Below are 12,780 nucleotides of genomic sequence, written 5' to 3' on the forward strand. Positions count from 1 at the left end.
GGACTGCGTTGTGTCTAATCGTCGTCGTCGCGTCCATCCAACCGGATGCCGTGTTTCTTTGCAAAGTTCAGGAACAGCGGGATTTCCAGAAGCGCAAAGCAGACAATCGTGAAGATCGCCCAGTTTGTCTCGTAGAAAACCAGCGTAAAGGTCACGCCTGTGCCCCAGAACCATGCACCGGCCACAATCAGGGCCAGTACATTCAGGGCCAGATCAATCCCCATCAGCTTATTGATGGTTTTTTCTTCTAGCGTCGGGAATATCCCCAGATAGGCAACCGCCAGAATAATGCCGATCAGGATCAGGATCTGTGCTTCGGGTGCAAGAACCATGGGCTTTAGAAGGGGATTTCGTCGTCCATGTCGCTGCCGCCGCCGGATGGTGCGCCACCACCACCGCCGCCATAGCCACCATCGTTGCCGCCGTAGCCGCCGCCGGATGCGCCACCCCCATAGCCGCCACCGCCGCCATAGTTGCCGCCACCGCCACCTTCGTTGCGGCTGTCGAGCATGGTCAGCGTGCCGTCATAGCCGTTCAGCACGACTTCTGTCGAATAGCGGTCCTGACCGGACTGGTCCTGCCATTTGCGGGTCTGCAACTTGCCTTCGATATAAACCTTGGACCCTTTCTTGAGGTACTGTTCCGCGATGCGCACCAGCCCTTCCTGAAAAATCGCCACAGTATGCCATTCGGTCTTTTCGCGGCGCTCGCCGGTATTTTTGTCTTTCCATGTCTCGGATGTCGCAATCCGCAGGTTTGCGACCTTGCCACCGTTCTGGAACGTCCGCACTTCAGGGTCAGCACCCAGATTACCGATGAGAATAACTTTGTTGACTGATCCGGCCATGATGGCACCTCCGACGATTCTGCTTTGCGCTTTTGTGACAGACACGGGATGGCGCAACAAGGTTAACGAGTGGTTCACGTGCAAGAGCATTGGCGTGGGCGGACAAAAGGACTAGGTATCTCTCATGCAAAACCGATGAGAGCGCCCCTGATGTTCCGACTGCCAGTGATTGCCTGCCTGTTTGTCGCTTTGGCCGCCACACCCGTCGTCGCACAAGAGCAGGTGTCCACCATGTCGCGCTCGGGACTGCTGAAAAGCCAGACATCGGTTTTGGACGGGCGTGCCGCCGAGCAATACGAGAATTCGGTCCGCCTTCAGCCGCCCCGCGCGGAAGGGTTCACGATCACCCCCGCCTATACAGGCACCTACAACGGCCCGTATCTGCGCCTCGCGCAGGCGGCGGCGACGCGCCACGGTATTCCGGTCGGGCTTTTTCTGCGTCTTGTCGCGCAGGAAAGTGGTTGGAATCCGACGGCGCGGTCTGTGAAAGGGGCCTTGGGGTTGGCGCAGCTGATGCCCGAAACCGCAGGTGCGTTGGGGGTTGATCCGCTGGATCCGGCACAAAACCTTGAGGGTGGCGCACGCTATCTGCGTGCGCAATATGAGGCCTTCGGATCATGGCCGCTGGCGCTGGCGGCCTATAACGCAGGCCCTGGCGCAGTTGAGCGGTATCGCGGTATTCCGCCTTTTGCGGAAACGCAAAACTATGTCCGGGTGATCTGGGGCGACTAGCGCGCCTTTTCAGGCCCTTGCAGGTGCTGTCCCTGTCCTGCGGAAATCCGTGGGGGCCTGACCCGATTTTTCCTGAAAGCTGCGGGTGAAATAGGCGGGCGAGCTGAACCCCAGACGCTTGGCGATCTCCTGCACGGGTATCGTTGTGTCGCGCAGCAAGGTACAGGCCTCATAGTGGATACGGTCATTGAGCAGCGACAGGGCAGAGCGGCCGCAGGTCTGCCGGCAACTGCGTGCCAGATGCGTAGGTGTCACACCGAGGGCTGCGGCATAGCTCGCGACACTGCGATCCGAGCGGAAATCCTGCGCGATCAAGGTGGTGTATTGTGCGACAAGTTTGGCCGCAGCCGTTGCGCGTCGTGCGTCGCGTGTTGCCGGGTTCTGGTTCATCAGTTGACGTTCCACGAAAATCCCCAGCAGGCCGAAGTGACAAAGCGCTGCCCGCTGATCACCCGTCGGCTTGAGTTCGCGTTCAATCGCCTCGATCAGCGAAACCAACTCTTTTTGCGGGACCACATCCAAAAGCCGCAAGTGAAACGGCGCGTCCGGCCAACCGGTTGTATCGGGCAGGGTCATAATTTGGCCAAAGACAGTGGCGCCCACTTCGATGCCGTACATCGTGTGGGGCGGAATATAGATCAGGTTGTTGGGGCCGTAGCCATTGGTCAGCCCTGCGACCGTGATCCGGCCCTGACCTTTGGTGATGTGGATCAATCGCGCCGTGCTATGGCTGCGCATGGCCTCGGTCCGCCAGCGCGACGCGGGACCGCCATGTGTCAGGGTGGCCAGCGCAAGCGCTGCGTGATCGGTGCTCATCATGTTCATCAACTTGCCTCATTGTTGATTTTTCGCAAGTCTTTGCAGATTTCGCTTTGGATTCAATCCTCTGCTGAATGAGCGAATCGGAGTGTTGCAGATAAGTCAGGGTTGTCTGCCGCAATGTGGTGCCAATCCTTATGCCGCGCGCGGAACCACGTGCGCTGGCGCTTGGCATATTGCCGTGACGCAATGATCGCGGCCTCGCGTGCGTCGGGCAGGCTGAGGGTGCCTTGGAGATGGGCGATCAGTTCGGGCGCGCCGATGGCTTTTGAGGAAAGGTGATCGGGGTTCCAAAGGGGCAGCATGGCGCGCGCCTCATCCAAGGCGCCCTGGTCCAGCATCTGATCAAAGCGCCGCGCAATCCGGTCATTCAGCCAGTCCTTGGGCGCATCCAGCGTGATGCAAGTGGACGCATTTACAGGAAGCAGCGGCGGTGTTGTGTTGTCTTGCCAATCGGCAAGGCTCTGACCGGTGGCTTGGAGCACTTCCCACGCACGTTGCACCCGCATCCGGTTCCGGGTGTCGATGCGACCTTTGGTTTCTGCATCAAGTGCGGCAAGCAGCGCGGGCAGGGGCAGGGCGTTTCCGGCCTCTCTGATTTCGGGCGGTGTTGGCGGTATTTCAGCCAAACCTTGGGTTAATGCGTGAAAGTTCAAGCCTGTGCCACCGACAATGATCGGGCGCTTTGGGCGGTCTAGAAAGGGGGCAACGTCGCGCAGCCAGTGCCCGACGGAATAATCCGCATCAAAGGGCACATGCCCGTAAAGCGCGTGTTCGGCCAAAGCCAGATCATGGTCATCGGGTCGTGCCGTCAGTATACGCCAGCCGTCAAAGACCTGCAGCGCATCGGCATTCACGATCAAACCCCCTTGGGTCTGCGCGATATGCAGCGCCAGCGCAGATTTACCCGAGGCGGTCGGCCCCGCGATCAACACCGGCCGCTCCGGCAGGATCAGCGGTATATCGGCTTTTATGGTCACGTCGTTGTGCTGTTTCACCCGGCGGACACTAGTCAGTTACGGCAAAAGCGCCTTCTTCAAAGTTTGGACCAGCTGGGCCAAAGTCGAAAACAGCCTCACCTGCGATGCTGTCAACCATTGAGCCATCGTTGAGGAAGTATCCGGTCAACCCGATGGTGGCGTCATAGGCTTCGCCATTCGGTCCAGAGAGCGCGCCTATAAGTGGAATGCCCTCGAAATGGGGATCAAATTCAGCGCTGTCGACGGGATTTTCTACTGCGTCACGCACAAAGCCACCATTTCCTGTCAATGTGCCAGTCAAAGCATCACCAGTGCTGAAAATGAAATTACCCGCGTGACCGACCATCGTATTGGTATCAAAAGCAACGTCCAGCTGCAGTTGGCCGATCAGGGTGCGGCCGTCGTCCGGATTGGTTGTGTCGTTTTCTTCAAGTGCGCTCACCGCACCAGTGTAGGATGTAACGCCGGATGCGACACCTGCAAAATCGGCGCTTTGCGCTATCTTGGTATCGTCAACAAGCGAGCCGTCGTCGTTCACCAGATCATCTGGATCTGAGATCGACTGAAGGTCGGCAAAATTGTCGAAGGTCGTCGCGAATTCGAATTGTTCCGCAGGTCCGTCACAGCCGGCAAGGCCAAGTGCACCGATAAGAAGAAGACTTGTCTTGGTCACAGTTTGCATCGGGTGTTCCTCTGGTCAGGTTGCGGGCGCGGACCCAACTGAATTTGTCTCGCGGAATGAATATGTTGCGACCATAGGGCGCAGGGTTCGCTCCGGTCAACGTCTGGCAATGCCTTTTGTGGTGATTGTGGCATTGAAACTACCGCCATTTTCCGACATTTTGCCGCTCAATCAATCAGACATAGGGGCGCGCCATGAGCGGTACTGAGAAAACAGCATATAAACGTGTGATGCTTAAGATCTCGGGTGAGGCGCTGATGGGCGACACATCCTTTGGTTTGCATCCCCCAACAGTGCAACGCGTTGCGCGCGAGGTGCAGTCGGTCCACGAGATGGGTGTCGAGATTTGCATGGTGATCGGTGGCGGCAACATCTTTCGCGGGCTGCAAGGCTCGGCCCAGGGGATGGAGCGCACGACAGCCGACTATATGGGGATGCTGGCCACGGTGATGAACGCGCTGGCGATGCAATCGGCATTGGAAGAACTGGGCATCCATACCCGGGTGATTTCGGCCATTACCATGAACGAGGTGGCCGAGCCCTATATCCGCCGCCGCGCCGTGCGCCACCTTGAAAAGAAACGTGTTTGTATCTTTGCGGCGGGTACGGGCAACCCGTATTTCACAACAGATACCGCCGCAACCCTGCGCGCCAGCGAGATGAATTGCGAGGCGATCTTCAAAGGCACCAAGGTGGATGGCGTCTATGACAAGGACCCCGCCAAGCATGATGATGCGGTCCGCTATGACAATGTGTCCTACGACGAGGTACTGCAAAAGCATCTGGGTGTGATGGACGCCAGCGCCATTGCCCTGGCGCGTGACAATGATCTGCCGATTATCGTGTTTTCTTTGGATGAACCGGGCGGATTCAAGGGTATTCTGGCCGGCGAAGGCACCTATACGATTGTGAAAGACTAGGGCGCGCTGGTGCGCCCCCTCTCGAACAACATTTGTGATTTGCCAGCATAAAAAGGGCAGTTGCACGAAAACTGCACAATAGCGCCAGATTTGCCTGACTATACAAGGCTGTCCCTTTGGCCTAAAACGATCAAAAGCGGGCTGCGCCCGATGAGGAAGAGCAAGTAGAACATGTCTGACGATTTTGAACTCGATACCGATGATCTGACCCGCCGCATGGAGGGTGCAATCGCGAACCTGCGTGTTGAACTGGCGTCATTGCGCACCGGCCGCGCATCCGGTTCGATGCTGGAACCTGTGATGGTGGATGCCTACGGGTCGATGACACCGATCAATCAGGTGGGCACTGTGAACGTGCCGGAACCACGGATGGTAACCATCAACGTCTGGGACAAGGCGCTGGTTGGGAAAGTCGAAAAAGCCATTCGTGAGAGCGGCTTGGGGATCAATCCTCAACTGAACGGCACGATTATTATGCTGCCGATCCCCGAGTTGAACGAGGAACGCCGCCGTGAGTTGACCAAAGTCGCCGGCCAGTATGCCGAAAGCGCGCGTGTTGCGATCCGCAACCTGCGCCGCGACGGCATGGACCAGATCAAGAAAGCCAAAAGCGATGGCCTGTCCGAGGATGACCAGAAATTCTGGGAAGCGACGGTACAAGAAGTGACCGACCTGCATATTAAGCTGGTCGATGAGACGGTCGAGACGAAACAAGCTGAAATTATGCAGGTCTGACCCGCAAGGTTTTTACCAGAAGGGGGCCATATGCCCAAGGACGCAGACGCCAAATCATCGCCCGCTCATGTCGCGATCATCATGGATGGCAACGGGCGTTGGGCACAAAAACGCGGGCGTCCGCGTCTGTTTGGTCACCATGCGGGTGCGCGCAAGGTGCGTGAAATCCTCGAGGCCTGTCCTGATCTTGGGGTTAAGTACCTGACAATATTTGCGTTTTCGACCGAGAACTGGAAGCGCACCCAGACAGAAGTCGCGGGATTGATGAGCCTGTTCCGTCGCTATCTCGAGCGTGAGGCGCAGGAGCTTTTTGATAGCGGGGTCTGTGTCCGTTTTATCGGTGACCGTGTGCGGCTTGATGACAAGCTTGTCTCGTTGATGGATGATCTGGAACTGCGTACTGCGGGCAATGATCGTGTGCATCTGACTGTCGCGCTGAACTACGGTAGCCGCGATGAGGTGACCCGAGCCGCCAAGCGTTTGGCTTACGAGATCGAGCAGGGCCGCTTGACCCATGAAGATGTCGATGCCGAAACGCTTGCACGGTTCCTGGATACGCATGTTCTGCCCGACCCCGATCTGGTGATCCGCACCAGTGGCGAAGCGCGGATCTCGAATTTCCTGCTGTGGCAGTCGGCCTATGCCGAATATGAATTTGTCGACACGCTCTGGCCCGATTTCACGGCCGAGGAGTTCGCCCGCGTCCTGCGCGATTATGGCAAGCGGGACAGACGTTTCGGGGCTGTCCGAGCCTGAGAATGACCAATGCCGCGCCTCCGCCCGCAAAATGGGATGATCTGACCGTTCGCCTCACTTCAAGTGCTGCAATGGTCGTGATCGGCGCCTTTGGTGTGATACTGGGCGGTCTCTGGTTCCAGATGCTCGTTGTTTTTGTCACAGCGGTCATGGTGTGGGAACTGTGGATGATGATCCGTCCCGGCGAACCGACCAAAGGCATGTTGATGGCGGCTTTGGTTGCCTCGGTCATGTCGGGCCAGTTGGCGGAAGGATCGGCGTGGGGGATGCTGCTGTTTCTGGTGGTTCCACTGATCGGGGTCACGCAGCTCAAGACCGAGATCAAGACGTTCTTCTTTTTTGCTTTGGGGATTCAGCTTGCGGGCTGGGGCCTTGTGCATTTCCGTACGGACTTCGGGTTTACGTGGCTCTTGTGGCTGATGTCGGTTGTCATCGTCACCGATATTTTTGGTTATTTTGCAGGTAAATCGCTGGGGGGGCCCAAGTTCTGGCCCCGGATCAGCCCCAAGAAGACTTGGAGCGGGACAGTTGCAGGCTGGCTGGGCGCTGGTCTGGTGGGCTTTGTGTTTTCGCTTTTCACCGATGCGGGGATTATGATTGTCCTGTTTTCAATGCTGCTGAGTTTTGCGGGACAGATGGGTGATATCGCGGAAAGTGCGCTGAAACGCCGGATGGGGGTGAAAGACAGCTCGACACTGATCCCCGGCCATGGCGGGTTGTTTGATCGCTTCGATGCGCTCTTGGGGGCGTCGCTGTTCCTCCTCGTCCTTGCGGATGTCTTCGGTGTGCCAGGGGTTGTCTGGTGAGGCGGATTTCGGTTTTCGGGGCGACAGGATCAATCGGGCAGAATGCGCTTGATCTGGTGGCGCGTGATGCGGATGCCTATGATGTTGTGGCCCTGACAGGCGGGCGTAATGTGGCGCAGCTTGCAGCGGATGCACGGCGGTTACGCGCGGAACTGGCTGTGACCTGCTATCCTGAATGCTATCATGAATTGAAGGACTTGCTGGCCGATACGGATGTAGAGGTTGCAGTGGGGCCGGATGCCATCGCCCAAGCGGCGGCGCGGCCTGTAGACTGGGCGCTTTCGGCGATTGTGGGTGCGGCCGGGTTGGTGCCGGGGTTGGAGGCCTTGGCCCATGGCACGACACTTGCGCTTGCAAACAAGGAATCTCTCGTCACCGCAGGGCCGCTTTTGCTGGGCCGTGCCAAAGCGCATGGCGCGACGGTGCTGCCTGTGGACAGTGAACATTCAGCTGTTTTTCAGGCGCTGGTCGGTGAACATATGGCGGCTGTCGAGCGGGTCATTATCACCGCAAGCGGCGGCGCGTTTCGTGACTGGCCGGTCGAGAAACTCGCCACTGCGACACTGGCCGAGGCCTCGAGCCATCCCAACTGGGACATGGGGCAGCGCATCACCATCGACAGTGCGTCGATGTTCAACAAGGCAATGGAGCTGATTGAAACCAAAGAGTTTTTCAACGTCACGCCTGATATGATCGAGGTGCTGGTGCATCGTGAAAGCCTGATCCATGCGCTGGTGGGCTTTAACGACGGGGCGCTGATGGCCCATGTGGGCCCGCCCGATATGCGCCATGCCATCGGCTATGCGCTGCATTGGCCGGAACGGCGCGCGCTGCCTGTCGAACGGCTTGATCTGGCCAAGATCGGCAGCCTGACATTCGAAGCACCCGATCCGGCGCGTTATCCCGCATTGGCCATTGCCACGCGCGTCATGGAACAGGGGGGGCTGTCCGGTGCGGTCTTTAATGCGGCCAAAGAGCGCGCGCTGGACGGATTTATTGCAGGCGACATAGGTTTTCTGGATATGTCAGCGGTGGTTTCGCGCACGCTCGACAAAATGTCATCGGATGGTGGGCTGCAAAATGCGGCAATTACCCTAGATAACGTGCTAGAGACCGACCGACTTGCGCGGATCTATGCCGCCGAAACCTTTAGCCGACTGGGATAAGACCTTTGGACCTGATGCAGTTTGTGCCGATGTTCGGCAACTTCGCCTTCATGATTGTGGCTTTCATTGTGGCGCTGTCGGTAATCGTGGCGATCCATGAATATGGTCATTATATCGTCGGGCGCTGGTGCGGCATCCACGCCGAGGTGTTTTCGCTCGGGTTTGGTCCGGTAATCTACCGCCGCGTCGATAAACGCGGCACGACATGGCAGATTGCAGCGCTGCCTTTGGGCGGTTTTGTCAAATTTCTCGGTGACGCGAATGCGGCCAGCGTGGGTAGCGACGGGCAGGTGTCCGAGGCTGATCTGCGCCGCACCATGCTGGGTGCGCCACTTTGGGCGCGCACGGCAACAGTGGCGGCAGGGCCTGTGTTCAACTTTGTGCTGGCGATTGCGATTTTCGCGGGCTCGATCATGTTTCAGGGCCGCTCGACCGATCCGTTGACCTTTGGCGAAATGCGCCCGTTGCCTGCTAGCTATGCCTCTGATCTGCGCGAGGGTGATCAGGTGATTGCTGTCGAAGGCATTGTATTCAATGACCCCGAGCGGACAGTGGATATGTCCGATCTTGTGCCCCTGCGCGAGCGGCTTGAATATACAGTTCTGCGCGATGGTGATCAGATAACAGTAGAAGGCCCGTATTTCTTCCCCACAGCGGTGTCGAGTGTCAGCCCAAGGTCGGCGGCGGATGATGCCGACATCAAGGTGGATGACGTTGTCACCGCCATCAACGGAGAGCCGGTTTTCGCATTTGCGCAGGTCCAGGAAATCGTTCTTCAGGCGGACGGCGCGCCACTGGTCTTCACGATTTGGCGGGATGGGGAAACGCTGGAAAAAACCATCGCGCCGCGTCGCGTTGATTTGCCGAATCCCGAGGGCGGGTTCGAGACGCGCTGGTTAATTGGCATCAGCGGCACGATTTTCTTTGAAGAAAAAACCGAAAGCGTGGGGCTTTTCACAGCCATCAGTCTTGGCGCGCAGGGGCTGTGGAACACGACGACAACATCGCTTTCGGCGATGCAGCATATTCTTTTCGGTCAGATTTCGACCTGCAATCTGTCCGGTCCTGTGGGTATTGCCGAAACCAGCGGGTCAATGGCCGAGCAGGGCCCCCAGAGCTTTATCTGGTTTATTGGCGCGCTGTCCGCCGCAGTGGGCCTGATCAACCTCTTCCCGATCCCTGTGCTGGATGGTGGGCACCTTGTGTTTTATGCCTATGAAGCCGTCACACGGCGTAAACCCAGTGACCGTGCTGTCCAAGTCTTTATGTTTGTTGGATTGTCTCTGATCCTGTCGCTGATGATGTTCACGATTCTCAACGACACGATCCTTTGTCCGTAATTCTGCACGGGCTTTTCATGTAAAACAGACGCGCTGGCGTTTTGACAACCGCGTATATTGTCGCTACTCAATTCTGTAAGAATAATCTGGGTACGGGCGGTCGTTATGAAGACAAGTGTAGGGCGCTTTCTGGCGCAGGGTTTTGCGAAAGTGCGGTCATTCTGGATGGCGCTTTGTATCGTGGTTTTGGCGACCGGTGCCGCAAACGCACAAAGCTTCGCCTTCAGCAGCTTCGAGATCGAAGGCAATCTGCGGGTGGCAGACGGCACAATCCTGACATTCGGCGGACTGGCGCCCGGTACTGCGCTTTCGACTGCGGAGCTGAACGCAGCGGGGCAGAATATTCGCGCCTCCGGCCTTTTCGAGAGTGTCGAACTGATCCCGCAAGGCAACCGGTTGCTCATCCGTGTGGTCGAATATCCGACGATCAATCGTATCAATATCGAGGGAAACAACCGCCTGCGTGACGAGGAACTTCTGGCACTTGTGCAATCCCAACCACGGCGTGTCTTTACGCCTGCGCAGGCCGAAGCCGATACCGCCGCAATCACCGAGGCCTATGCGCGCCGCGGGCGGATCAACGCCACCGTCACACCGCGGATCATTCCACAATCTGACAACCGCGTTGATCTGGTGTTCGAAGTGGTGGAATCTGCTGTGACCGAGATCGAGCGCATCTCGTTTGTCGGCAACAGGACGTATTCAGAAGGGCGTTTGCGCCGCGTGCTGGAAACCAAACAGGCAGGTATTTTCCGCATTCTGGTTGGACGTGATACCTACTCGCCCGAGCGTGTGGCGCAAGACCGCGAAGCGCTCACTGATTTTTACCGCTCGCGTGGCTATATCGACTTCGTGCTGCAGAACATCGACGTGTCGCTGACGCGTGAGCGCGACGCCTATCTGGTGACGTACAATATACGCGAGGGACAACAGTTCCGCTTTGGCAACACGTCGATTTCGAGTGAAATCAATGGCGTGAATGCTGCTGATTTTGCCGATTTCATTGGTGTGCGGTCAGGCGCGACTTACTCGCCGGTGCCGGTCGATTCAGATATCAGCCGGATCGAGCGGGAAGCTGCAGCGCGGGGGCTACGCTTTGTCGAGGTCGAACCGCGCCTGTCACGCAATCCGCGCGATCTGACGATTGATGTGAATTATGTGCTGGTATCGGGTGAGCGCGTCTTTATCGAACGCATCGACATTGAAGGGAACGGGACAACACTGGACCGCGTGATCCGCAACCAGTTCCGTTCGGTTGAGGGCGACCCGCTGAACAGCCGCGAAATTCAGGAAAGTGCGCGGCGTATCCGTGCCCTCGGCTTTTTTCAGGGTGTCAATGTTGACACGCGCCCCGGTTCATCGCCGAGCCAGCGCATCGTTGATGTGAACGTGACAGAAGGGCCCACCGGAACGCTGTCGTTCGGTGCCAACTTCAATACCGATAACGGGATCAGCTTGCTGGCCTCTTACCGTCAAAGCAACTTTCAAGGTCGCGGGCAGCGTTTGAATTTTGACTTCTCGACCGCCGAAACCAACCGCCGATTTGGCTTTGGTTTTACCGAGCCACAGCTTTTGGGACGTGATCTGCGAGGGTCATTCGACCTGAACTACGGAACAACAAACAACGAAAACGCGCTCTATGATACCGAAACACTGCGGATGTCGCCTGCGGTCAGTTTCCCGATCAGTGAAACCGGACGTTTGTCTTTGTTCTATGCGCTTGAGTACACCGATCTGACCGATGTGTCAGCCGATGCCAGCACCATCATCCAGAACGAAGGTCTTGTCGGCGGTGTCTGGACGAATGCGATCGGTTATAACTACAGCTATGACAGCCGCCGGACAGGCGTGAACCCGACGACCGGCTATGTGTTGCGCTTTGGCCAGGAGTTCGGCGTCGGTGACTCGCAGTTCATCAAGACAACAGCTTTTGCAGGTGCCGAAACGGCGATTCTGAACGAGGAGGTCACCGTGCGCGCCTCTTTGCAGGGGGGCTTGCTGAACTATCTGGATGGCAACAGCCGCGTGACTGACCGTTTCTTCCTTGGTAGCCGCCTGATGCGCGGTTTTGAGGCCGGTGGGATCGGTCCGCGCGATGAGGATACCGATGATGCATTGGGCGGGAACGCTTTCTCTGTACTGACGCTTGAAACTGAATTCCCGCTTGGCTTGCCAAGCGAATACGGGATCACGGGCGGTGCCTTTATCGACTATGGTTCGGTGTGGGATGTGGGCGAGATCGGGACAGCGAATGTCGTCTCGAATGACCCAATCGCGCGCTCTGTTGCCGGTCTGTCAATCTTCTGGACCACCCCGATCGGCCCGCTGCGGTTCAACTTTACAGAGCCGCTGGATGTTCAGGACTTTGACAAGACACGGAACTTTGATGTGACCATTTCAACAAACTTCTGATGGCTATGCTGCGCGCAATCATTGTCTGGCTGATACTGGTGTTGCCCGCATCAGCCCAGCAATCCTCACCTCCGGTGCTGATTGTTGACAGTGATCGTTTGTTTATCGAAACACTCTACGGCCAGCGTCTTGCCGCAGAGCTGGCCGAACAGGCGGCCGCGCTGCAAGCCGAGAATGACCGCATTGTTGAATCGCTGACGCTTGAAGAGCGCAGCCTGACGATCCGCCGCCCCGACATGACACCAGAGGACTTTCGCGCCGAAGCCGAGGCTTTTGACCGCAAGGTGCAGGATGTGCGCCGCGTGCGTGATGCCAAGAACGTCGAATTGCAGGTTGCCACCGCCGAAGCGCGTGCGCGGTTCGAGCAACGTGTGCAGGGGATCGTGGCCAATTTGATGCTGGAACGCGGAGCGGTTCTGGTGTTGGAGCAGCGCAACGTGGTCCTGTCTGTGCGCGCAGCGAATATCACCGATGATGCTATCGTGCGGATTGATGCGGAATTGGGCAACGGTGAAGAGTAGCCGATGCTTGCCGCGCTTCTCGCGGCTTGGTAGTCATGTCCAAACGGCGGCTATGGCGCGCCAC

At 57.6% G+C, this 12,780-nt stretch carries 14 protein-coding genes; 9 read left to right on the forward strand and 5 right to left on the reverse strand.

Annotation, left to right across the window (positions count from 1 at the left end):
• Positions 1-14 precede the first annotated feature (14 nt).
• Positions 15-332 carry a hypothetical protein gene (locus C7964_RS05590; RefSeq protein ID WP_110278707.1) on the reverse strand — a complete coding sequence of 106 codons (318 nt, stop codon included), beginning with the start codon at positions 330-332 and terminating at the stop codon, positions 15-17.
• Between the two features lie 5 nt (positions 333-337).
• The gene (gene ssb / locus C7964_RS05595; protein WP_110278708.1) at positions 338-847 is read right to left on the reverse strand and encodes a single-stranded DNA-binding protein; all 510 of its coding nucleotides are present in this window, start codon (positions 845-847) and stop codon (positions 338-340) included.
• Positions 848-997: 150 nt separating this feature from the next.
• Here ssb and C7964_RS05600 point away from each other — a divergent pair, with 150 nt between their 5' ends.
• On the forward strand, positions 998-1,579 hold the full coding sequence (locus C7964_RS05600; protein ID WP_110279423.1) for a lytic transglycosylase domain-containing protein: 582 nt from the start codon (positions 998-1,000) through the stop codon (positions 1,577-1,579).
• 9 nt (positions 1,580-1,588) lie between these two features.
• On the opposite strand, the gene C7964_RS05605 is transcribed toward C7964_RS05600, so the two are convergent.
• Genes C7964_RS05605 through C7964_RS05615 form a run of 3 tightly spaced genes read right to left on the reverse strand, consistent with a single transcriptional unit; the run spans position 1,589 to position 4,060 of the window.
• Complete coding sequence (locus tag C7964_RS05605; protein ID WP_110278709.1) at positions 1,589-2,404, reverse strand: helix-turn-helix transcriptional regulator; 816 nt, start codon at positions 2,402-2,404, stop codon at positions 1,589-1,591.
• A gap of 53 nt (positions 2,405-2,457) precedes the next feature.
• Positions 2,458-3,378, reverse strand: a complete 921-nt coding sequence (miaA, locus tag C7964_RS05610) for a tRNA (adenosine(37)-N6)-dimethylallyltransferase MiaA (protein ID WP_110279424.1) — start codon at positions 3,376-3,378, stop codon at positions 2,458-2,460.
• Positions 3,379-3,406: 28 nt separating this feature from the next.
• On the reverse strand, positions 3,407-4,060 hold the full coding sequence (locus C7964_RS05615; RefSeq protein ID WP_110278710.1) for a hypothetical protein: 654 nt from the start codon (positions 4,058-4,060) through the stop codon (positions 3,407-3,409).
• Positions 4,061-4,254: 194 nt separating this feature from the next.
• Here C7964_RS05615 and pyrH point away from each other — a divergent pair, with 194 nt between their 5' ends.
• From pyrH to C7964_RS05655, 8 genes are all read left to right on the forward strand, one after another.
• Positions 4,255-4,980, forward strand: a complete 726-nt coding sequence (pyrH, locus tag C7964_RS05620; protein ID WP_110278711.1) for a UMP kinase — start codon at positions 4,255-4,257, stop codon at positions 4,978-4,980.
• 171 nt (positions 4,981-5,151) lie between these two features.
• A complete protein-coding gene (gene frr, locus C7964_RS05625) occupies positions 5,152-5,715 on the forward strand; it encodes a ribosome recycling factor (protein WP_110278712.1) in 564 nt (187 codons plus the stop codon).
• 30 nt (positions 5,716-5,745) lie between these two features.
• Positions 5,746-6,471: a polyprenyl diphosphate synthase gene (gene uppS, locus C7964_RS05630; RefSeq protein ID WP_055685842.1), complete on the forward strand. Its 726-nt coding sequence runs from the start codon at positions 5,746-5,748 to the stop codon at positions 6,469-6,471.
• Between the two features lie 2 nt (positions 6,472-6,473).
• Positions 6,474-7,277 carry a phosphatidate cytidylyltransferase gene (locus C7964_RS05635; RefSeq protein WP_110278713.1) on the forward strand — a complete coding sequence of 268 codons (804 nt, stop codon included), beginning with the start codon at positions 6,474-6,476 and terminating at the stop codon, positions 7,275-7,277.
• Positions 7,274-8,443 (forward strand): 1-deoxy-D-xylulose-5-phosphate reductoisomerase, encoded by a 1,170-nt coding sequence (gene dxr, locus C7964_RS05640; protein WP_110278714.1) that lies wholly within the window; start codon positions 7,274-7,276, stop codon positions 8,441-8,443. The genes C7964_RS05635 and dxr overlap by 4 nt, the downstream gene beginning before the upstream one ends.
• A 5-nt stretch (positions 8,444-8,448) precedes the next feature.
• Complete coding sequence (gene rseP / locus C7964_RS05645) at positions 8,449-9,783, forward strand: RIP metalloprotease RseP (RefSeq protein ID WP_110278715.1); 1,335 nt, start codon at positions 8,449-8,451, stop codon at positions 9,781-9,783.
• Between the two features lie 105 nt (positions 9,784-9,888).
• The gene (gene bamA / locus C7964_RS05650) at positions 9,889-12,195 is read left to right on the forward strand and encodes an outer membrane protein assembly factor BamA (protein WP_110278716.1); all 2,307 of its coding nucleotides are present in this window, start codon (positions 9,889-9,891) and stop codon (positions 12,193-12,195) included.
• Complete coding sequence (locus C7964_RS05655) at positions 12,195-12,716, forward strand: OmpH/Skp family outer membrane protein (RefSeq protein ID WP_110278717.1); 522 nt, start codon at positions 12,195-12,197, stop codon at positions 12,714-12,716. The genes bamA and C7964_RS05655 overlap by 1 nt, the downstream gene beginning before the upstream one ends.
• The last annotated feature ends 64 nt before the right edge of the window (positions 12,717-12,780 follow it).

It is taken from the genome of Loktanella sp. PT4BL, from assembly GCF_003201935.1.
Lineage (GTDB): Bacteria > Pseudomonadota > Alphaproteobacteria > Rhodobacterales > Rhodobacteraceae > Yoonia.